The organism is Sorangium sp. So ce204, assembly GCF_051526795.1.
Lineage (GTDB): Bacteria > Myxococcota_A > Polyangia > Polyangiales > Polyangiaceae > Sorangium > Sorangium cellulosum_B.
On record NZ_CP150317.1, the window covers coordinates 7935724 to 7956979 of the forward strand.

General features: G+C 70.6%; 19 protein-coding genes. 12 read left to right on the forward strand and 7 right to left on the reverse strand.

Annotated elements, in window-relative coordinates; all coding sequences use genetic code 11:
- Positions 1-28: 28 nt before the first annotated feature.
- On the reverse strand, positions 29-298 hold the full coding sequence (locus WMF22_RS29480; RefSeq protein ID WP_437293342.1) for a hypothetical protein: 270 nt from the start codon (positions 296-298) through the stop codon (positions 29-31).
- Positions 299-320: 22 nt separating this feature from the next.
- On the opposite strand from WMF22_RS29480, the gene WMF22_RS29485 reads away from it, so the two are divergent.
- From WMF22_RS29485 to WMF22_RS29500, 4 genes are all read left to right on the forward strand, one after another.
- Positions 321-1190, forward strand: coding sequence for a hypothetical protein (locus WMF22_RS29485; RefSeq protein WP_438031939.1), 870 nt, complete (start codon positions 321-323; stop codon positions 1188-1190).
- Entirely contained in the window at positions 1187-3385 is a 2199-nt protein-coding gene (locus WMF22_RS29490; protein ID WP_438031940.1) for a hypothetical protein, read from the forward strand. Before WMF22_RS29485 ends, WMF22_RS29490 begins: the two co-directional genes overlap by 4 nt.
- Positions 3382-5859: a helicase HerA-like domain-containing protein gene (locus tag WMF22_RS29495; protein ID WP_438031941.1), complete on the forward strand. Its 2478-nt coding sequence runs from the start codon at positions 3382-3384 to the stop codon at positions 5857-5859. Before WMF22_RS29490 ends, WMF22_RS29495 begins: the two co-directional genes overlap by 4 nt.
- Before the next feature lie 170 nt (positions 5860-6029).
- Complete coding sequence (locus tag WMF22_RS29500; RefSeq protein WP_437293346.1) at positions 6030-6428, forward strand: hypothetical protein; 399 nt, start codon at positions 6030-6032, stop codon at positions 6426-6428.
- A 304-nt stretch (positions 6429-6732) separates the two neighbouring features.
- On the opposite strand, the gene WMF22_RS29505 is transcribed toward WMF22_RS29500, so the two are convergent.
- The gene (locus tag WMF22_RS29505) at positions 6733-7344 is read right to left on the reverse strand and encodes a TetR/AcrR family transcriptional regulator (RefSeq protein ID WP_438031942.1); all 612 of its coding nucleotides are present in this window, start codon (positions 7342-7344) and stop codon (positions 6733-6735) included.
- A gap of 58 nt (positions 7345-7402) precedes the next feature.
- On the opposite strand from WMF22_RS29505, the gene WMF22_RS29510 reads away from it, so the two are divergent.
- Positions 7403-8380 carry an aldo/keto reductase gene (locus WMF22_RS29510; RefSeq protein WP_438031943.1) on the forward strand — a complete coding sequence of 326 codons (978 nt, stop codon included), beginning with the start codon at positions 7403-7405 and terminating at the stop codon, positions 8378-8380.
- A 101-nt stretch (positions 8381-8481) separates the two neighbouring features.
- Here WMF22_RS29510 and WMF22_RS29515 read toward each other — a convergent pair whose 3' ends face one another.
- The gene (locus WMF22_RS29515) at positions 8482-9513 is read right to left on the reverse strand and encodes an NADP-dependent oxidoreductase (protein ID WP_437293349.1); all 1032 of its coding nucleotides are present in this window, start codon (positions 9511-9513) and stop codon (positions 8482-8484) included.
- Between the two features lie 102 nt (positions 9514-9615).
- Between WMF22_RS29515 and WMF22_RS29520 the strand changes: the two genes are divergently transcribed.
- The 3 genes from WMF22_RS29520 to WMF22_RS29530 all read left to right on the forward strand — a co-directional run bounded on the left by WMF22_RS29520 (position 9616) and on the right by WMF22_RS29530 (position 11506).
- Positions 9616-10530, forward strand: coding sequence for an AraC family transcriptional regulator (locus WMF22_RS29520; protein ID WP_438031944.1), 915 nt, complete (start codon positions 9616-9618; stop codon positions 10528-10530).
- A gap of 68 nt (positions 10531-10598) precedes the next feature.
- Positions 10599-10970, forward strand: coding sequence for a hypothetical protein (locus tag WMF22_RS29525; protein ID WP_012238042.1), 372 nt, complete (start codon positions 10599-10601; stop codon positions 10968-10970).
- Between the two features lie 38 nt (positions 10971-11008).
- Complete coding sequence (locus WMF22_RS29530) at positions 11009-11506, forward strand: hypothetical protein (RefSeq protein WP_437293352.1); 498 nt, start codon at positions 11009-11011, stop codon at positions 11504-11506.
- Between the two features lie 54 nt (positions 11507-11560).
- Here the strand turns inward: WMF22_RS29530 and WMF22_RS29535 are convergent, their stop codons facing one another.
- Entirely contained in the window at positions 11561-11914 is a 354-nt protein-coding gene (locus WMF22_RS29535; RefSeq protein WP_437293353.1) for a DUF1428 domain-containing protein, read from the reverse strand.
- A 209-nt stretch (positions 11915-12123) separates the two neighbouring features.
- Entirely contained in the window at positions 12124-12930 is an 807-nt protein-coding gene (locus WMF22_RS29540) for a helix-turn-helix domain-containing protein (RefSeq protein ID WP_438031945.1), read from the reverse strand.
- 457 nt (positions 12931-13387) lie between these two features.
- Between WMF22_RS29540 and WMF22_RS29545 the strand changes: the two genes are divergently transcribed.
- The 4 genes from WMF22_RS29545 to WMF22_RS29560 all read left to right on the forward strand — a co-directional run bounded on the left by WMF22_RS29545 (position 13388) and on the right by WMF22_RS29560 (position 18441).
- Positions 13388-14620: a hypothetical protein gene (locus tag WMF22_RS29545; protein ID WP_437293355.1), complete on the forward strand. Its 1233-nt coding sequence runs from the start codon at positions 13388-13390 to the stop codon at positions 14618-14620.
- Positions 14621-14838: 218 nt separating this feature from the next.
- Positions 14839-15057, forward strand: coding sequence for a hypothetical protein (locus WMF22_RS29550; RefSeq protein ID WP_438031946.1), 219 nt, complete (start codon positions 14839-14841; stop codon positions 15055-15057).
- A 164-nt stretch (positions 15058-15221) separates the two neighbouring features.
- The gene (locus tag WMF22_RS29555; RefSeq protein ID WP_438031947.1) at positions 15222-16928 is read left to right on the forward strand and encodes a DUF1592 domain-containing protein; all 1707 of its coding nucleotides are present in this window, start codon (positions 15222-15224) and stop codon (positions 16926-16928) included.
- 4 nt (positions 16929-16932) lie between these two features.
- Positions 16933-18441, forward strand: coding sequence for a DUF1552 domain-containing protein (locus WMF22_RS29560; RefSeq protein WP_437293357.1), 1509 nt, complete (start codon positions 16933-16935; stop codon positions 18439-18441).
- Between the two features lie 10 nt (positions 18442-18451).
- On the opposite strand, the gene WMF22_RS29565 is transcribed toward WMF22_RS29560, so the two are convergent.
- Positions 18452-19381: a YkgJ family cysteine cluster protein gene (locus tag WMF22_RS29565; protein WP_437293358.1), complete on the reverse strand. Its 930-nt coding sequence runs from the start codon at positions 19379-19381 to the stop codon at positions 18452-18454.
- A gap of 307 nt (positions 19382-19688) precedes the next feature.
- Positions 19689-21161 carry a protein adenylyltransferase SelO gene (locus WMF22_RS29570; protein WP_438031948.1) on the reverse strand — a complete coding sequence of 491 codons (1473 nt, stop codon included), beginning with the start codon at positions 21159-21161 and terminating at the stop codon, positions 19689-19691.
- Positions 21162-21256: the final 95 nt, after the last annotated feature.

Consider the following 21256-nt stretch of genomic DNA (forward strand, 5'->3'; position numbering starts at 1 on the left):
CTCTGCAGCACGAGGCCCCGAGTCTACGTCACGCGGAATCGAGCTGCGCGTCAATCGGATAGAGAAAGGCGGCGCGGCGGCGCGGAGCCCCTTCCCATGGCTGGATACCGGGGTAATCTCGGCCCCTCGGGAGGTGGGCCACGAACCGGAACAGCGCATCGAGTCCGCGCTCGCGGGCGACGACAACGAAGACCACTGCAGCGAGGAAGAGCAGCGCCGAGGAGCCGAAGAAGTCCGCCGCGCCGCGGAAGGCCGCCGCGCCGAAGGCTCCCGCGCGGCAGAAGGGCGCGGCGCGCAAGAAGGAGCCGCCGCCCTCGCCGGTGCCGAAGCTCCTCGGCGTCCTGGAGTCCCAGAGGCAGCTCGGCGGCGCGTCGTACCCGCCGACGCTCGAGCGGCTGACGGAGCTGACCGGTGACACGCTCGCGGTGACGAGCAAGGCGCTGACGACCAAGGAGGCGAAGGGGCGCGTGCTGCTCTCCCGCGCCCCGGGAGGCAAGAAGAAGCCAGCCCCCGGCGCCACGCTGGTGCTGCTCGCGGAGGACCTGGAGGCGATCGCGCAGTCCGATCGGCTCCTGGAGGTGCAGCTCCAGTCGGCGCGGACGGCCGACGCTCCCGCGGTCGACCTGGCGCAGCTCCCCAAGGGCCTCCTTCCTGCCCTGAGCCGCGCGTTCAAGGCGGCGCTCGATCAGCGCATCGCCGAGCGCCGGCTCCCCCGCACCATCGGCGCCTTGCTCGGGAAGAAGCCGCTGCTCTTCTTCGTCGCAGACGCCGTCCTCCCGGCCGCCAGCGCGCCGGCGCGGCCCGCCGCGATCGCGACCGACGGCGCTGCCCGCCGCGCGGCCCCCGACGGCGCCGGCAACGCGATCTCCAGCGGCCCCGGCACCTCGGCCGCCAGCGGCGCCGGCGCGCCGGACATCTCCTTCGCCGATCGCTTCGACGCCGCCTTCTCCTCCCTCGACCGCGCCTCCGGCCGCCTCAACTACGTCACCCTCCACGCGCTCCGCGCCGCGCTGCCGGACATCCCGCGCGCCACGTTCGACGCGGAGCTCGGCGCGCTCCGGCGGCAGCGGCGCTACTCGCTCGACCCGTCCGACGGCCGCCACCACCAGATGGCCGAGGCGGAGCGCGACGCCGGCATCATGGAGGCCGGGAACCTGCTCGTCTACGTGGCGCGGAGGGACGACGCATGAGCGAGGAGCCGACGTTCGAGCGCTTCCTCGCCGCGGTCCGGGGCACCAACCCGTTCCGCAGCCACCGCATCACCGACGTCGGGGGCGGCGAGGCCACGGTCGAGTCGATCCACAAGAGCGCCTTCACCAGGCTCGTGCGCGTCGTGCAGGACGCCGCGAAGGAGCCGATCAGCATCGGCGCGCTGCTCATCGGCGCGCCCGGCGTCGGCAAGAGCCACCTGCTCGCGCGGCTGTTCCAGTGGGCCGGGGAAGACAGGGCGACGGTCGTCTACCTGCACAACATCCTCGCCTCGCCCGAGCGGATGCTCCGGTACGTGCTCAACGCGACCGTCAGCGACCTCGCAGGGCACCGCGGCAGCGACTACACGCAGTCGCGCCTCTACACCGTCCTCAACCGCGCCCTCATCCGGACGGGCGCGCTCAAGGGCCGCAGGATGATGACGGGGCCCAGGGAGATCGAGGCGCGCAAGGAGGCGCTGGCCCGCCTCGGCGCCAAGATCGACCCGCAGAGCGCCGTCATCCCCGTGCTCAACGCGTTCCTCACCGGGACGTCGCACGCGAGCCTCGGCGACGCCAGCGCCGAGAAGCGCGCCCAGGCGGCGGTGCTCTGGCTCTCCGGCGAGACGCTCGGACCCGACGAGGCGCGCCTGCTCGAGCAGGCGGCCGGGGAGGACGGCCTCGCCCTCGCGGACGACGCCGCGGTGGAGCGCGTCCTCCACGTCCTCGCGCACCTGTGCGCCCTCGCCGAGCTCCCGCTCGTGCTCTGCCTCGACCAGATCGACAACCTCGACGCCGAGGCCGTGCGCGCCCTGATGTCGTACGCGCACGCGCTGCTCGACCGGGCGAAGCACCTCGTCGTGATCGTCTCGGGCGTGAAGCAGTCGATGCTCTCCCTGCGCACCGGCGAGGTGATCCCGGCGGCCGCGTGGGACCGCATCGCCGAGCGGATCCTCGAGCTGCACATGGTCTCGCCGGAGGAGGCCCGCGCCATCCTCGAGGGGCGGCTCGACGCCGCGCTCTCCGGCTTCGAGGAGAAGGAGATCGAGGAGGTCATCGCCGCGCGCAAGCGCGATCGGCTCTTCCCGCTCGGCAGCGCGTGGCTCGAGCGGCGCCTCGACGGCGTGCAGGAGCTCCGGCCGCGGGACGCGATCCTCTGGGCGCGCGACCGCTGGGAGGCGCAGCAGGACCGGCTCGCGGCCGTCGGCGGCAAGCGCTGGCTCAAGGAGTGGCCCGGCCTCGACGGGAGCGAACCGAAGCCGCCGGCTCCGAAGCTGGAGGACGTCATCGACGCCGAGGTGAAGAAGAAGCTCGTCGAGGGCACGACCCGCCGCCGGCTGCAGCAGGCGTCGCTGCCGCCCGACGAGGACAACCTCGCGAGCCTGACCCACCACCTGCTCGCCAGGTGCGCCGGCAAGGGCGCCTCGACGCTCCTGAGCGTCGAGCACGCCACCGCGAGGAAGCGCGGCAAGGCCGCCCCGGCGCACCACCTCGTGGCCAGGGAGAAGCGCGCGGACGGCGTCGTCGTGACCACCGGCGTGACGTTCCTCTGCGCGCCGAGCGGGCACGGCGCGCGGCTGCCGCTCCAGCGCATGGTCGAGGACACGAAGCACGCCGACAAGCGCATCCTGGTCACCGACGAGGAGCGCCGGCCGCTCCGGCTCGGCGGCGCCGGCAAGGCCGCGTACGACGCGCTCTGCAAGCTGGGCCGCCAGCGCTTCCTCCACCTCCACCTCGACTTCGCCGGGCACGCGGAGCTCGACTCGCTGGTGGGGCTCCTCGGCGCCGCGAGGAGCCATGATCTCGAGATCGAGCACCCGCGCGGGCAGTACCGCAAGGTGACCGAGGCCGAGGTGATGGCGTCCTTCGAGCGCCAGAGCCTCCTGCTCGCGCACCCGCTGCTGCGCGAGCTGCTCACCGAGGAGATCGTGAAGGGCGGCGGGGACTCGACGCCGCCCCCGGCGTGGGATCCGCAGCAGACGCGGGAGCACATCATGGCCGAGCTGTCGTGGCGCCTCGGCCTGATGGCGAAGGAGCTCGCGCAGATCTTCGCGAGCCGCAAGAAGCTGCACGAGAAGCGCTTCCCGGAGGTGTGGTCGCACATCAAGAAGACGGCGCAGGCGCTCCATGACGAGGGCCACGTCCACGCGACAGCGACCGACGACGACCTCTTCGTCCAGCTGCGGGGCAAGAAATGAGGCTCGTGCACGTCAACGTGACCCAGCTCCGCGTCGCGGCGACGTGCCCGAGGCTCCACTGGTTCGACGCGCGCGCCACGGCCGAGCGGCAGGACGGGCGGACGGTCGTGAGCCGCATCTGGCGCAAGGGCGGGGAGGCGCCCGGCTGCGGCGCGCTGTTCCACACCGCGGTGGAGCGCTTCAACGCCGCCGCGGCGAGCTCGGACGAGGTGCTGGCGGCGCTGGAGGCCGCCGGCGACGCCCCGGGCCTCCAGCAGGCGCTGATGCGCTGGTTCAACGCCTCCTGCCTCGACCTCGACGCGCTCGCGGCGCGCCCGGTGCCGCTGCGGCTGGGCTTCATCTCGGCCGTCCAGCTCTACATGGAGGAGCTCGCGCGGCTCGCGGCGCACGCGAGGGCCGCGGGCCTGCCCGCGGCGGAGCTCCGGGCGCAGCTCTTCGGGGACTCGCGCAAGCGGGTCGACGTGACGTTCCACGTGGGGGAGGACGTCCACGTCCACGTGACCGGGGCGATCGACTACGTGTACTTCGATCCGCGGCTCGGGAAGCACCGCATCGTGGACTACAAGCTCACGCCCGCGACCTCCCCGAACAGCGATCTCTTCCAGATCTTCACGTACGCGCTGATGCACCACCACCAGCACGGCACCCGGCCGGACGTGGCGGTGTTCTACCTGCACCCCACGCGCAGCGTCCGCGAGGCGCGCTGGGAGGAGATCGAGGCGAAGCGCGGCAAGGTCCACGAGCTCATCGCCAGCATGGTGGCCTGGTCCGACCACGCGGTGGGCGCGGGCGGGCTCGCGCCGCCGGGCGACCGCGCGTACTGCGGCGGCTGCAAGCACGAGCGCTCCGGGGCGTGCGTCGCGCAGCTCGGCCACAAGGATGTGGGCGCGTGGGACAGGCGCTGGACGGCGCTCGAGGCCACGCGCGGCGGCGGAGCGTCGGAGGGGCGCGAGCCCGCCGCCAGCGCGCCGGCCGCGGACGGGCCGGCCGCGGACGAGCCGATGGTGGAGGACGATCCCGAGCTCGACGAGGCGCTGGCGGTCGTGAAGCCGGCCGTCGAGCGCCCGAAGCCGGCGCCGGCGCGGGGCCGCGGGCGAAAGGCGCCCGCGGAGGCGCCGCCGGAGGCCGCGGAGGCGCCGCCGGAGGCCGCGGAGGCGCCGCCGCAGCCCCGCACCGCGAGCGTCACCGGCATGCTCCTCGGCTTCGACGACGGCGGCTCGCCCGTCTGCGTGGACCCCGCGGTGCTCCGGACGCACGTCTCGGTCGTCGGCGCGGCGGGGAGCGGCAAGACGTGGATGGCCAAGGTCATCGCGGAGGAGGCGCTGCGCGCCGGTGTCCCCGTCGTCGCGATCGACCCCCAGGGCGATCTCGTCCAGATGATGGAAGCGCGCCCGCCGTCCGACGTGCCGGCCGAGCTGCACCGCGCGTGGGAGGAGCTCCGGGAGCGCGTGGAGCCGCGCATCCTCACGCCCGGGTCGTCGCACGGCCAGCGGCTCTGCCTCGACCCGCTGCGGCTCCCGAGCGCGGGCGAGCTCTCGCACATCGCGAACCCCGCGCTCCGCGCCGAGGAGGAGGAGGGCTTGCTCGTGGCGGTGGCGGCCAACCTCGTCAGCCTGTGCGCGTGCGGCGGCGAGGAGGAGTCGCAGCGCACGTTCCTCTACCAGGTGCTGCGGCACCTGCCGCGCGCGGCGCCGGTCCGGCTGAGGGACATCGTGGCCGCCGTGACCGCGCCCGAGGACCTCGGCATCGACGACGTCGACAGCCTGATCCGCAAGTCCGAGCGCGAGCGGCTCGCGCGAAAGCTCAACACGTTCGTGCAGGGCCCGTCCGCGCGGCTGTTCTCGGGGGGGACGCGCCTCGACTTCACCGAGCTGCTCCGGCCCTCGAAGCCGGGGCGCGTGCCGCTCAACGTCGTTTACCTGAACGCGCTCAGCAACGACGATGAGAAACACTTCTTCCTCGCCGCCCTCGCGACGGAGCTGTACCGCTGGATGATCACGACCGTGGACGCGACCTCCGGCGGCGTGAACCTGCTCTTCTACATCGACGAGGCGCGCGACTGGATCCCGGCCGGCGGCAGCAAGCCGCCCGCCAAGCAGCCGCTCATCCGGCTCTTCACCCAGGGCCGGAAGTACGGCGTCGGCTGCTTGCTGTGCACCCAGAGCCCTCGATCGGTGGATTACAACGTGTTCGGCAACACGAGCACGAAGCTCATCGGGCGGCTCGAGGCGGCCCAGGACGTGGAGCGCGTGATCGACTGGTTCACCGTCGAGGGCGGGGCCCCTCCCTGGGTCGCCGCGCGCAAGGGGGCGCCGAGGGGGAGCTTCGTCGCGCGCTGGCCCGACATGCCCGCGGAGCTCGCGGGCCGCGCGTTCAAGGGGCGAACGCTCTTCACGCGCCACGCCGGCGCATGGTCGCCCGATCGCGTGGAGCGGGCCGTCACCGAGGCGGGGCTCCGTGGAACAGGCGGGTGACGCGCCGGGCGCGGGCGGGGTCAACGCCTTCTCACCTGCGCCGCGAGGCGCTCGGTTCCGGCATCGCCCCATGCTTCGTGGGCGAGTTGATGGAGTCGGCCCCACTCGCCCTGGCTTCCGGCTCCAGATCGAGTTTTCGTAACAGAATGACATCTGGCAGGGAGATCGACATGGCAAGCGGAAACCCAAGGAACCCGACGCTACACTTCTGGGATGTGCCTGCGGCGCTCCTTGGGCTCGCAGTGGCTGGCGCGCTCTCTCGGATACCGCTCTTGGGAGAGTACGGTCTCCTGTGGATCGGAGCTCCGGCCGCATTCGTCGCCTTGCGGCGTCTGGCTCTACCCCAGCTCACGCCGGCGGCCACTGCGCCCAAGCCGAGTCTCTCCATCTGGCAGAGGCTTGGTGCCTACTTCTGCCTGATCCTTGGGGGTGTCATCACCTTGATTGCCGGCATAGCGTTCTATATCAACGCCACGAGGGAGACACGTCCCGAGTTCACATGGCAACTGCTTCTCCCCATGGCGATTGGCGGCGCGCTTGCTATGGTCGGTATCCGACGACTGACATAGCCCATCCGTACCGGCGCCTTACCGCGGTCTGCGCATTTCCCCCGTCATCTCGTCTGCGCTCCGCCATTCCTCGCCTGTCGCCGAGCAGGGTGTCGATGAGGCCGAGGAGGGCGCGAGCGGCGCGCAGGGGCGGCGGAGGGCGAAGCGCTGCCACGTCGGGGGGAGCAGCAGATCGGGGTGGCGCGCGATGAGCATCTGCGAGCTGGCGAGGAGCTCTGCTTCGAGCAGCGGAGCGGGGTCGGGCAGTCGCGCGGCGCAGGCGTACGCGCACGGTGAAGCGCCGCGCGAGCGCGATCGCGCGCGGTCAATCCGCTGCCGTCGCGGAGCCTGCGGCCTTCGACGCGGGCCGGTCGCCGAGCACGCGCGACACGAGCGCGAGCAGCATCTCGCGCGCGTGATCGCGGTCGACGGCTGGATCGCGTAGCCGGATCGCCTTGCTGCCGTCCAGCACGGCGAGCAGCATGGTCGCGAGGTCCGCCGCCGGCAACGTGTCGTCGACGAGGCCGGCGGCCTGTCCGCGCGCGATCGCGCCCGCGAGGAGCTGCTTCATCTCGGCGCTGTGGCGCCGGAGCCGATCCGCGATCGCGGCGTTGCGCTGCGACTCGGCGAGCAGGTCGAAGAGGAGGTTCGGCCCCTTGCCGCTGTAGAGATCGGCCACGAGCGCGGGGAGGTCGCGCGCGGCCTGCACGTCGCCCGACAGGTGCGTGGCCGCTTCGTCGAGCACGAGCTGGAAGAGGCCCTCGAGGATGGCCTCCTTGCTCGGGAAGTAGTGGTAGAGGTGCCCGGGGCTGACGCCCGCCTCGGCGCAGATGCTCGCGATGGAGGCCTGCACGCCCTCGGCGGCGAAGCGGCGCAGGGCGGCGCTGAGGAGCTCGCGACGCTTCTTCTCGTGCTGTTCGGGGTTGACAGTGCGCATGCGGCGATTCATTGATAGAGCGTTCGCTCTAACATTGAGGGGGGGTCGAAAGATGCCCATGATACCGCGCGTTCATCTCGGCAAGAACGGTCCGCTCGTCGGCGCGCTGGGCCTCGGCTGCGGCGGCATGTCGCCCAGCCGCGGCGCCGGCAGCGACGCCGAGAGCATCGCCACGATCCAGGCGGCGCTCGACGCCGGGATGAACCTCCTCGACACCGCCGATTTCTACGGCATGGGGCACAACGAGGCGCTCATCGGGCGCGCCATCGAGGGCCGGCGCGACCGGGCCTTCGTGAGCGTGAAGTTCGGCATGCTGCGTACTCCGGGCGGGAAGTTCCTTGGGATGGACGGCCGCCCGGCCACGGTGAAGACGTTCGCGGCCTACTCGCTCCAGCGCCTCGGCGTCGACGAGATCGACCTCTACCAGCCCGGGCGGCCCGATCCCGACGTGCCCTTCGAGGAGACGATCGGCGCCATCGCCGACCTCGTGCGCGAGGGCAAAGTCCGTCATATCGGCGTGTCCGAGGTCGGCGTGGAGCTCCTGCGCCGCGCGCACGCCGTGCATCCGATCACGGCGCTCGAGATCGAGTACTCGCTCGCGTGCCGCTTCATCGAAGCGGAGATCTTGCCGGCCGCGCGCGAGCTCGGGATCGGCATCGTCGCCTACCGCGTGCTCGCCGACGGGCTGCTCAGCGGCGCGACGGCGCCGAGCCCTGGCGCGCACTTCGTGGCGCCGCGGATGGAAGGACACGCGCTGGAGCAGAATGTCCGCGCCGCTCGCCCGCTCGTCGAGCTGGCCGCCCGGAAGCGCTGCACGCCAGCCCAGCTGGCCATCGCGTGGCTGCTCGCGCGCGGCGACGACGACATCGTGCCGCTCGTCGGCATCCGCCGGCGCGCGCGGCTCGACGAGAACCTCTCGGCGCTCGACGTGCGCGTCTCCCCCGACGAGCTCGCGCAGCTCGACGCTGCGTTCGCGCCGGGCGCGATCGTCGGTGATCGATACCCCTCGTTCGTCATGAAGTACGCGGCGCGCTGAGCGACCCCACGCCGCGGTCGGCAAGGTCCTGGTGGACGTCACGTCGTGACGTTCCGCCGAAAGGCGCCGTCCCCGCGGGGCTTGCGCGACCTGATCCGCCATCAACGCGGGAGCAGCAGCAGCTTCCCGCGCGCGTTGCCCGTCAGGAGGATGTCGAACGCCTGGCGCCACGCTTCGAGCGCGAAGCTGCGTGCGATCGGGATCGAGAAGCGACCTTCGGCGGCGAGCTTCGCGAACTCGCCGAGCACGTCGTAGCGAAGCGTGTTCGTTATGATCGAAGCTGCTCCCTCGTCGAGCTGCGGTGTGTCAGACCCGCCGATCGTCGCGCCCTCCGGATCGAAGCTGGTACGGACGCCGAGCTTCGCGGCGCCGGCGAAGTCGGCGATCGTGAGCACGCGCTTCGGATTGCCGCCGACAGCGCGGGTGAGGTCAGCGAGCGCGCTGTTCACCGTGCTCGACACGTTCACCGGCGCGGTGTCGAGCGCGAGCTCCACCGGCCCTCCCGCGAGCCTGAGGACGCGGTCGGCAAGGCCCGCGTCGTACGACGTCACCTTGGCCCCCAGCGCACGCAACCGCTCGGCGTACGTCTCACCGGCCGTCGCGAAGACCCGAGCCCCGCGGAGGAGCGCGATCTGCACCGCGGCAAATCCGACCGTCGTCCCTGCGCCGTGAACCAGGAGCGACTTGCCCGCCTTCACGCCGAGCTGATCGAGGCTGCGATACGCCGTTTCCACCGCCATCGGCAGCGCCGCGGCGGGCGCGAAATCGAGGTTTTCGGGCATCGGCGCCCAGGCGCTCAGGATGGCGAAGTCCGACGCGCCGCCGATCGGTGCTCCCACATAGTCGGGCACACCGAGGACGCGGTCCCCGACGGCGACATCCGTGACGCCCTCGCCGACCGCGTCGACGATGCCGGAGGCCTCGATCCCGATGCCGCGCGGAAGCGCGCCTGGAAATGGGAACAGCCCCTTGCACAGACCGTAGTCCGCCGGCGTCAGCCCGCACGCATGGACGGCGATGCGAATGCGCCCCTTGGCGGGCTCGGGCAGCTCCGTCTCCTCGAGGCGAAGCACGTCGGCGGGCTCGCCGTGAGCATGAAAGCGAATCGTGCGGGTCTTCTTGTCAGCGGACATGGATGAAACCTCCCGTTTGGGTTCGCTTGTTTCTATGGCCGTTGTCCCGTACGATCCATGCTGGATCGTCCGTGTTTTTGTCGCGTTCGTACGGAGGCTTCGATGGACCCGCTCTCTGACGTCCTGTCGCTCCTGAGGCCCAACAACTACGCCTCAGGAGGGCTCGTCGGCGGTGGTCGCTGGGCGCTCGAGTTTCCCGCGCACGGAGGCATCAAGTGCTACGCCATCATGAAGGGCGAAGGCTTCGTCGCGATCGACGGCGTGAAGAGACCGGCGCAGCTGCGCACCGGCGACTGCCTGATGCTCCCGCACGGTCGCTCCTTTCGCCTCTGCAGCGATCTGGACGCACGTCCGCGCGACGCGCGCACGCTCTTCTCCGGCCCCATCGGCCGCTACAACGGCTTTCGTTCGATCGCGCCCGGTGATGACTTCCTGCTGATCGGCGGACACTTCGCGCTCGAAGGCAACGCCGGGATCCTGCTGCGCGAGCTGCCTCCGCTCGTGCATCTGCGCAAGGGCGCGGACCAGCCGTCGCTGCGAGGCCACCTCGAGCAGCTCATGGAGGAGATGAAGAATCCGCAGCCTGGCGGCTTCCTCCTCGCGCGACAGAGCGCGTACTCGATGCTGGTGCTCGTCCTCCGCATGTACCTCGCGCGCGGTGAGCGCGGCGGCGTCGGCTGGCTCTTCGCGCTCGCGAACCCGCGGATAGCGCGCGCGATCACGAGCATGCACGAGAAGCCGGGGCACGATTGGACCGTGCAGACGCTCGCCGAGCAGGCGAGCATGTCGAGGACGACGTTCGCAGAGCACTTCCGGCGAACGGTCGGCGAGTCGCCGATGGAGTACCTGACCCGGTGGCGAATGCTGATCGCGGGAGAGAAATTACTTCATTCCAACGCTTCGGTCTTCGAGATCGCGGGCGCCGTCGGCTACGAGTCGGAGAGCGCGTTCAGCGCGGCGTTCAAGAGGACGATGGGCGAGTCGCCGCGCGCGTATGCGCGTAGACGTCGGGCGTGAGGCTGTTCGCCATCGCTCGATACCCGACCCGCTTGCCGGCGCGCCCGCGGCATGCCTTGATCGAGCCCATGACGACGGGGTTCTTTGAGGCGCGTGGCTTCCGTTTCCGGCTCGATCGCGAGGGCGCCGAGGTGAGCGGGGCGCCGACGCGCGCGGTCCAGGCCACCATCGAGCCCGACCAGGCCAGCCTCGACGGTGACGAGCCGCTGGCCGAGCTCCTGGGCCGCCGGCTGTCGGCGCTGCTCGGCGCGCCGGTGAGCGACGAGGAGGGGATCTTCGATCTGGCGGTCGAGCGCGACGGGGTCGTTGTCGCGGCCGTGCAGCTCTCGTGCGGCGAGGACGACGAGGATGTGCTCGAGCTGCTCGGCGAGCGGTCGTCCTCGCTCCCGGTGCGCGCGCTGGTCGAGGCGCTGGTCGAGGCGCTGCGGGGCCCCGGATGACGGCGCGCGCGGCGCGCCAGCACGCGGTATCAGCCCAGGTGAAGCCGATCGAGGACGGGTTCCTCGTTCCGCCCGGACATCCTGGGGCGGGTGAGGTCACGGCGGGCCGCTTCGTCATGCTTCCGGTCCCTGGCGTCGAGCACAGCCCTCAGTTCTTTCGCTACAGCGCTGCGTTCCAGGGCGACCCCCGCACCTCGGAGTTCTTCGTCCTGATCGCCACGCCTGGAGCTGATCCGTCAGCCGCCTCTCGAGCGCTCCCCCATCTTGAGCGCGCGTTCCCGTCCGCGACTGTCGCTCTGCTGCTCGATGCTCGGACCGGCTGGGCTCGCGCCAGCGTCTCCGCGCTCAAGGATGCCGGCCGCAAGGAGCTCGCCGCCGGCTGCGTGGCCGCCGTCCTCGCCGGAGCGAGCTGGGACGAGTCCGACCCCATCCTCGTGGAGCTGGACGAGGCGCACTTTGCCGTGAGCCTCGTCCACCACGTTGACCTCTGGGATGCGGTCATCGATACCTACCCCATCGACGCCACCCCGCCGTGACCGGCCCGGGGCCCCCCTGAGCGGGGGGCGTGCTCGAGGACCGCAGCCCGCCGATCAGACGTCGACGAGGACGTCGAACCCGCCGTAGATCATCCGCTTTGCGTCGAAGGGTGAGTCCTCGTTGTTCATCTGCATGCGCGGGTCCTCCATCACCTTCTTGCTGCCCTCGTCCCGCGCCTCCTTCGACGGCCAGACGATCCACGAGAAGACGACGACCTCGCCTTCCTCCGCCTTCACCGCGCCCTTGAAGTCGGTGATCTTGCCGTCGGGCACGTCGTCGCCCCAGCACTCGACGACGCGAATCGCCCCGTGCGCCTTGAACACCGCCGCGACCTTCTCGGCCAGATCGCGATAAGCCTGCTTCTTGCCCGCGGGCACGGGCACAACGAAACCGTCGACGTAGCTCATCGTTGTTCTCCTCTCGTTCGGCCCCGTTCCAAACGAACCACCGCCGCGACCCGCGCGGCGGCGTGCCGACCAGCTCGGGGGCCGGGGTGATGCCCCACGCGCTCGACGAATGCAACTTCGCTGCAAGGCCGCCTGGCGGCCGCGTCCGAGGGCTCACGGCGCTCGAGCGGGCCGGAAAGCGCGCTCGGCGCGACACGCCTGCCGGACGATCACCCAGGGCGAGGCAGCGCGCGCTCGCGGGCGCGCCACGCGGCCGGGGCCACGCCGTGGCGGCGGCGGAAGAGGCGGCTGAACTGGCTGGCGTCGGCATAACCGACCCGCTCGGCGATGATCTCGACGAGCTCGTCCGTGTCGCGCAGGCGTCGCCGCGCCTCGGCGAGGCGGCCTTCGAGGATCCACGCCACCACGGAGCGGCCCGTCGACCGCTTCACCGCGGTCGTGACGTAGGCGGGGGATCGGTGCACCGCGCGGGCCACCTCACCGAGGGTCAGCGGACCCAGACAGCGCGCCTCGATCACGGTGAGCGCCTCGGCGACAATCGAGGGGGCCTCGGGGAGAGCCACCTCGCGCGGGGCGGCGCGCACGATCTCGGCGAGCACGAGCCCGAGCAGGCTCTCGGCCACGACGGGCAGCATGCCCGACGACCGCGACAGCTCGCGCTCGAGCTCCTCGAGCAGGCCGAGCACGTGGGGCTGCCTGCTCGTCGGCAGCTCGACGACCGGGAAAGCCCCGCGCCGGACGCGATCGAGCGGCGCGAGCAGCTCCTGAAACCGATCCTGAGGGAGGCACGAGCGACAGAAGGCCACGCCGCGCATGTCCACCTTGCTCGCCGTGAGCCACCGGTGGGCATCGCCGGCCGGGATGAGGTGGACCTGGCCAGCCGTCAGCTCCAGCTCGCCGCGGTGCTCCACCCGCATCCGGCCGCCGAGGTGAAAGGCGAGGACCGAATAGGTGTGCACGGCGGCGCGCTGTATCGGGCGGAGCTCCGGCGCGCGACAGGCATGTACGTGGATCACGCCGCTCTCGAGGGCGTCAATTGTAAGCTGCGACTCCATGGCCACCGTCGCAGGGTAACACGCGTTGATGGGGCAGGCTTCCTGGACCGCCCTGGCCCTCGCGGCTCCCTCGGTCCAGCAGGCGACGCGGTGTCACACAGCGGCGGCCCCCAGCGCGCATCGGCGACCTGAACCCCACGGGCACGCACACCCTGGCAAACGGGTCAGGTACGGCTGAGCTCCCTTGACAGCCGGGGACCGATTCGTTTTTTCTGAAAACTGCGAGGTCACCCGGGGGTCCTCTTCGCGGCGCGCCGCAACCTCGCGCGGACGCCCGAATCACCGCGATCTAGATCCAACATGATGGCTGCGCGCTCGGCTTAAGCGCGCGTCCCTCGACCGGCGCGATCACGACACCGTGTCGCACCGGGCGATGCTCCCCTGTCAGACTCATTACCAGGGAGGGTTTATGAATCACATGTTCAATTCCCATCAAGGCATGTTCATGGCCTGTCTCTTCCTCCTCATCCCGCTGCTGGGGGCCGCGGGTTGCGCGGGGCAGGAGGAGTGGGACACAGGCGAGCTCGTCGCGGTCGCCGCCCAGGCGCACCGGCTCCAGAGCGGCGAGCAGCTCTTCGAGAGAGCGACATTCGGCGGCAACGGGCGCCGCTGCGTGACCTGCCACAGCGAGGAGACAGGCACGATCTCCCCGGCGGAAGTGCAGGCGCGGTACGCGGCCAACCCGAACGATCCTCTCTTCCGCCCGATCGACAGCGACGATGGCGTCGGCGACAGCTACACGCGGCTCCTCAACGAGGCCACGTTCCGCTTCGAGTTCCCGCTGCCCCCGAACGTCTGGATCCAGGACGACCCCGCGGCCACGAGCGTGACCGTCTTCCGAGGCGTCCCCTCCGTCAAGAACTCGCCCGCGCTCGATCCGCTCATCACGTTCGACGCACGGGAGCCCGACCTCGAGACGCAGGCCGCGAACGCGATCCTGGCGCACTTCGAGCCGACGGTCACGCCCACGCGGCGGCAGCTCGAGAAGATCGCCGACTACGAGCGGACGCTGTTCAGCTCACGAGAGCTGCGCCGTTACGCGCACGGCGGGCCTGAGCCCGAGCTGCCTCGCGGCCACACGCGGTCCGAGAAGCGCGGGCGCAAGCACTTTCTCCCGAACGGCGTCTGCGGCCAGTGCCACAGCGGGCCCATGCTCAACACGAGCAGCGAGCAGTTCCCCTTCGGGGCTTTCACCAGGATCACCGGCGTGCTGACCGGCTTCTCGGGCGAGGTCCTCGGCACCCCGGAGGTGCGGCCGACGCCGAACCCGATGCGTCGCTACGCCATGGCCTGCCCGTCGGACGGGAGCGGCCTCCTCTGCTCCAATCCGGACCTGCTCCCGCTCATCGCCGTCTACCAGCCGAGGATCGAGGACGGCGTCCTCTCGATGCTGGCCGCCGATCCGGGCGCCGCTCTCTTCTTCGGCACCCTGGACGTCCTGGGGGACGGCAAGACGACCTCCCTCTGGGGCATCAACGAGACGGCGCCCTACTTCCACGACAACTCGGCCCCTACGCTGGAGGACGTCATCCACCACTACAAGCTGGCCTTCGAGGCCGCCCCGATCCTGGCCGCCCCGATCCTCGGGGGACGCGCGACCCTGACCGCCCAGGAAGAGGCGGACATGGTCGCCTATCTCAAGCTCCTCTGAGCGGAGGGCCTCTCCGCCGTGCAGGCCCGCACGGGGTGAATGACGCAGGGCGGCTTCGTTCAGGAGCAGCGCGGCAATAGAGCAACATGTGTCCCACGCCGCGTCATCGGGCGCGGCGGCGCGGACGTACAGCGCGACAGGCGCGCCATCACCACGCTGGACATGCCGAGTCGTCGCCGGCCTTCCGTTCTGGCCGCTGCGAACCGCGGCCACGGCCGGTGGGCGGCAGCCTGCTCGCGGAGCTCGCGCGAGAGGCCGCGCGGCGCGCATGGGTGAACATCCATGGGTTCCCTCGTGCCTTTGACGAAAAGCGCACATGGGTGAACACCCAAATGTTCCCTCATGCCTTTGACGAAAAGCGCACATGGGTGAACATCAAAATGTTCCCGCATGCCTTTGATGAAAAATTAGAGCATCAATCACAGAAAAAAAAATGAGAGCCCTCACCGACACATCATTGCACCACATCCTCTCGACATGAGAGGATGTGGTACACGGGGAGCAGGGCAGCCACCGGACGTCGCGCGTCGGTCGCAAAAGACGCCCTTGCTGCTTCCGTCTGGGTTCTTTGATCTGGAACATACCACCTGAGGTGAGTGCGATGCATACGTGGAGGAGCGGCATCATCGTCGCCACCGCGTTCGCGGCTGGCTGTGTGGGCTCCGTGGGAGACGCCGAGGTCGACTCGGAGTTGGGCGGGCAAAACCCCACCGGGGGTACGGACGGCACGCCGGACGGCCCAGGCGCGAGCGGCGAGTGCAAGCCTGGAATCGCGCCGACATCGCAGATCCGGCGCCTGACGAACGCGCAGTACGACAGGACGGTCCGCGATCTGCTGGGCGTCACGGCGCTGACGGCCTCCGGCAACGTGGCGCCCTCGACGCTGCTGGCGACGGACCAGGCAGGGAGCCTCACGGATCTGGGCTGGAGCGCCTACAGGTCCGTGGCCGAGATGATCGCCGCGCAGGTGATGGCGGACCCCGCGCTCAAGAAGAACTTTCTGAAGTGCACGCCCAGCGGCGACGGCGCCGCGTGTTTGCACGACACGATCCTCGATTTCGGGCGGCGCGCCTTCCGCCGGCCGCTGACGGACGCGGAGGTGGCCAGGTTCGACGCGATCGTGGCCAAGGGGCCGGAGATCACCGAGAGCGGGGCCCCGGAGGAGGTCGCGGAGGCGCTGCTGTTCATGTTCCTGATCTCCCCCACGTTCATCCAGCGCGCGGAGATCACCGAGACGCCCGGCGGCGCCGCGGGGTTCACCCTCTCGAACCATGAGGTGGCGTCGCGCCTCTCTTACATGCTCTGGGGGACGATCCCCGACGAGGCGCTGAACCAGGCGGCCGATCAGGGCCAGCTGTCCACCGCGGAGCAGGTCCTGGCGCAGGCCCAGCGGATGCTGGAGGACCCGAGGGCCCGGCAGATGGTGGCCGCCTTCCATCGATACTACCTGGAGCTGGGGCCGAACACGCGCTGGGACTCGGCGCAGCGGGACACGACCATGTTCCCCATGTTCGATCGCGCGCTCATCCCGATCATGGCGGAAGAGACCGAGCGCTTCTTCGATCATCTGGTCTTCACGCGCGGCGGGACGTTCCAGGAGTTCCTCCTCAGCCCGGTCGCCTTCGTGAACGCGGCGACCGCGCCGCTCTACGGGCTCGATCCCGCCGAGTTCGGGGCGGATCTCGAGGAGGTGTCCCTCGACCCGACGCAGCGGCCGGGGTTCCTGACGCGGGTGGGCTTCCTCAACGCGTACTCGTCGTACAACCGCACCTCGCCGATCCTCCGGGGCGTGTTCATCACCAAGGACGTGCTCGGCATCGACCCGGGCACCCCACCTCCCGGCGCGCTCGAGACGCCGCTGCCAGAGGGGGACGATCTCGACACGAACCGCAAGCGCGTGGACGCGCAGACGGCGGGCGCCACCTGCGCCGCGTGCCACCACAACTTCATCAACCCGCCGGGCTTCGTGATGGAGGCGTACGACGCCATGGGGTCGTGGCAGACGCAGGAAGCGTTGACCGGCGCGCCCATCGACACGGTGGCGGACGTGCGCATCGACGGGCAGCCCGTGCGGGTCACGAGCCCGGCCGACCTGATGGCGAAGCTCGCCGTCTCCCCGAACGCGCAGCGCCAGTACGCGCAGAAGTGGGTCTCGTACGCCTACGAGCGCGACGGCCACCCGCTCGACTCGTGCACGGTGCGCGACGTGTCCGCGAAGATCACCGCCGGGGGGTACACGGTCCTCAACCTCGTCACGGACCTCACGCAGTCTCCGTCGTTCCGAACCCGAGCCGTAGAACTGGAGTAGGCGAATGAAGCGCAGAGTCTTCCTGAAGGGTGTCGCTGGCGCCGCTCTCGCGGCTCCGTTCCTGAGCTCCGTCCACGAGCGGGAGGTCAAGGCGCAGTCCGCGCCCCAGTCGTCGCCGCCCCGGCGCCTCGTGATCTTCTACACGCACAACGGGTGCCTCACCAACCGCTGGTTCCCGACCATCGAGAGCGGCGCCCTCACGGCCGAGCACATCAAGGGCACCACGCTGGCGGGGCTGACGCCGTTCGTGTCGAAGCTGCTGTTCCCGCGCGGCCTGAAGATGTTCAACTCGTACGCGGAGATCCAGTCCATCGACCCGCACGATCAGGCGATGGGGGGCAAGCTCACATGCGCGCTCATCAGCGACGACAAGACGCGGTACGCGACGTCCCACTCGCTCGACCACGAGATCGCGAAGCAGATCAACCCCGGCAAGGCGAGCCCGCTCGTGCTCTCGGTCGGCCCGTCGAGCAGCAGCATCAAGGAGGTGCTGTCCTTCTCGGCGCCGAACACCGCCTTCCCGGCCGTCGTCAACCCCAAGACGGTGTACCAGCAGCTCACCGGGCTGTTCGGGGGCGGGCAGGAGACCGAGGCCGACTACCGCGTCAAGCGCGGGCAGAGCGCCATCGATCTCGTCAAGGACGACCTTCAGAGCTACCAGCGGCTCACCATGAGCAAGTCCGACCAGCGCCGGATCAGCGACTGGCTCGATCTGCTCCGCAGCACGGAGCAGAACGTCGCGCCCACGGCGTGCAACGAGGCGACCGCGACCAAGGTCGGCGTCACGGCCGCGCAGGTCGACGCTGCGAGCTCGGGCGGCGGGTTCGGCGCGGGCCTGGGCACGTCGTTCACGGCCGGCGGGGACATGATGATGAACCTCATGGCGCTGAGCATGATCTGCGACATGAACCGGTCGATGATCCTCGTCTATCCCGGCTACGTGACCTTCGACTGGGATGGCATCGAGCACGACGCCGACCACCACGGCCTCTCGCACCGGAACGGCTCGTTCGCGGTGGGCGGGACCTGCAAGAACGGGGTGCTCGACATGATCGCGCAGATCGACGCCTGGTACGCGGCCAAGTACGTGCGGCTCGTCACCCTGCTCGACAGCATCGCCGAGGGCGATCGCACGCTGCTCGACAACACCGCCACGATGTGGCTCCCGGAGCTGGCCGACGGCAACGCCCACAACACGAACAACCTGCCGATCGTGATCGCGGGCAGCGCGGGGGGTTACCTCAAGCAGGGTCACGTGGTGAACGTCGACGGCGGGAAGCTCGGCACCGGCAACAGCGAGGCGGACTGCACCGGCGGCGACACGAGCGTCGGCTTCGGCACGGGCTCGAACACAGGCAATGTCCCCATCAACAAGCTCTACGTGACGCTGATGAACGCCGTCGGGTGCACGGCGGCAGGCGGCGGGCCCGTCGAGCAGTTTGGCAAGCTCGACAGCAGGAACGCCGAGGCCGGCATCACCAAGCCGGGCGAGCTGACCGATCTCAAGGCCTGACGCGGGGCGTTCACGATTCCCGGCCGGGCGCGAGGCCCACCGCTTCGATGAGCTCGCCCAGGCCGGGATCCGTCGCGTTGTCGGCGCTGCGCGCCGACTCGAACGGCCGCTCCCCGCGGATCCACGCGTCGGCGAGCGAGTCCGGCCCGTTCAGGAGCAGGTGCATCGCCGCCGTCAGCTCCAGGGGGCGCATGTCGAGGCGGAAGAGCTCGGAGAGGCTGAGCTGCAGGCCGGCGCTGATGGCGTGGACGCCGCGAATGGGCTCCATGAACGAGCGGCCCCCCACGCCCCGCGCCAGGAACGCGGCGCGCGCCTCGGGGTCCCGCAGCCTGGTCGCGCACTCTCCCGCGTCGAGCGAGTTCATCCCTCGACAGGAGAGCGGTCGAACCTCGTAGATCGAGCACCGCCCCGACCGCAGGAAGGGGCAAGGGTGGTCCGGCGAGAACCGCTCTGTCGACGGCAGGCCTCGTGTCCTCTCGTGGCACCCGGACACGTGCTGAGCCACGCGCGCGAGCTCCGCGTCGGACAGGGTCGACTTCAGGTGGTCGGCGATCGCGAGCGCCTCCGGCGGAGTGACCCCGACCGATTGATGGCAGCAGTGATCGCAGCCCGCCCTGCACGCCACCGCGCCGTCGGGCGCGCGCGCCAGGAGCCCCGCAGCGAGCCGCGACGTGGCCGCCATCGCGTCCCGCGCCAGCTCGACCGCGCCATCCACGCTCGGCTCCCCACGCAGGGCGGAATACGCCGTGTTGGCCGCGGCCGCTGCGATGTCGTTCTGCCACGCCTCGCGGAACACCGGGGTCCTGAGCGCGACGCGCTCATGCCCGCTCGCGGGGTCGCGAAGGACGGTGAGATGCACGCGGCCCGCGCCGTCCTTGCGGGCGGCTCGACGGGCCTTCTTTCCTGATGCGAGGAACGGCTTGCCTTTCCTCTGACTCATGGTGGCCGGTTCCTGGAGGGTGGTTGCCGCCCGAGCGCTTGAAGAAACGGTAGTTTATCACGCTGCCGAACCGTCCGCCAGACCTCCCCTCGTCTGGTTGGGGGCGAACTCTCCCACCGTGCCGGGAAGCAGGAACCGAGAGGACGCCACAAGACGCCATGAGGCGCCACAAGACGCCAAATTTTTGTATTTTTCTTGGCGTCTTGTGGCGTCTTATGGCGTCTTGGCGTTCAAATGACCTCACCTTCGGGCAAAGTACCCCACCACCAGGATCGATTTACTGCGATGCTGCACCCTTGAAGGGGAATCAGGTCCCGCAGAACGTGTATTGCACTCGCTCGTCCAGCTGCGGGGGCTCGCTCAGATGCGCGTTCTCCGGCTGATCGTCGTACGGTCGCTCGAGCACCCGCACCAGCGTCTCGAACGGCTCGAAGTCGTCACGCAGAACGGCCGCCTGGATGAGCGCCTCGATCCGGTGATTGCGCGGGATGAACGCCGGGTTGACGAGCCGCATCGCGCTCGCGCGCGCCTCGGGCGTGATCTCCTCCCGGGCGAGCCGCCTGCGCCACGACTCGGCCCAGTCGCGGAAGGCGCCGGGCTCCGCGAACAGGGCGGCCACCTGCGCGTCGGCGGCTGGATCGGCCGCTGACGCGCACAGGCGCCGAAAGAAGACCGTGTAATCGACGCCGTTCGACGCGAGCCGCTCCAGCAGATCCGCGGCGAGCGCGAGATCTCCCTCCTCCTCGCGCGCGAGCCCCAGCTTGGCCCGCAGGACGCGCGCGTGGGCCGCGACGAAGAGCGCGGAGAAGCGCTCCACACGCTCGGTCGCCAGGCGGACGGCCTCCTCCTCGCCCTCGGCCAGGAGCGGCAGGAGCGCCTCGGCGAGCCGCGCCATGTTCCACTGCGCGATGCGCGGCTGGTTCCCGAAGGCGTACCGGCCGCCCCGATCGATCGAGCTGAACTTCTTCGCGGGATCGTACTCGTCGAGGAACGCGCACGGCCCGTAATCGATGGTCTCCCCGGAGATCGACGTGTTGTCGGTGTTCATCACGCCGTGCACGAAGCCGACGCCGAGCCAGCGCGCGACAAGGGACGCCTGCGCGTCGACGACACGCTCGAGCAGCGCCAGCGCGTCATTGCCGCTGCCCATCGCCTCGGGGTAATGCCGGGCGAGCGCATACGAAGCGAGCGTGGCCAGCGCCTCTCGGTCGTCCCGCGCGGCGAAGAACTGGAACGTGCCCACGCGGATGTGGCTCGCGGCCACGCGCGTGAGCACCGCGCCGGGGAGCACCTCCTCGCGATAGACCGGCTCGCCCGTCGTGACCGCGGCGAGCGCGCGCGTCGTCGGCACGCCGAGCGCCGCCATGGCCTCGCTCACGACGTACTCGCGCAGCACCGGCCCGAGCGCCGCTCGCCCGTCTCCGCCCCGCGAGAACGGCGTCCGCCCCGCGCCCTTGAGCTGGAGATCGCGCCGCTTGCCGTCCCTGCCCACGACCTCGCCGAGCAGGATGGCCCGCCCGTCCCCGAGCTGGCTGACGAAGCTGCCGAACTGGTGCCCCGCGTACGCGAGCGCGATCGGCTCCGCGCCCTCGGCCAGCGTGTTGCCCGCGAGCACCTCCGCCCCCTCCGCCGAGGCGAGCTGATCCGCGTCGAGCCCGAGCACCTCCGCGAGCGCGCGGTTCACCTTCACGACGCGCGGCGCGCGGACCCGGGCGGGGGAGACGCGCGCGTGGAAGCGGTCGGGAAGGCGGGCGTAGGTGTTGTCGAACGGGAGCTTCATCGGCGAACCTTACGCGCGGAGGTGCCGCCGCTCAAGCCGCCGGAAGAGCCCGCCGGAGGGCCGCGGGAGCGAGCGACGCTGAGCCGTTCGCGCGA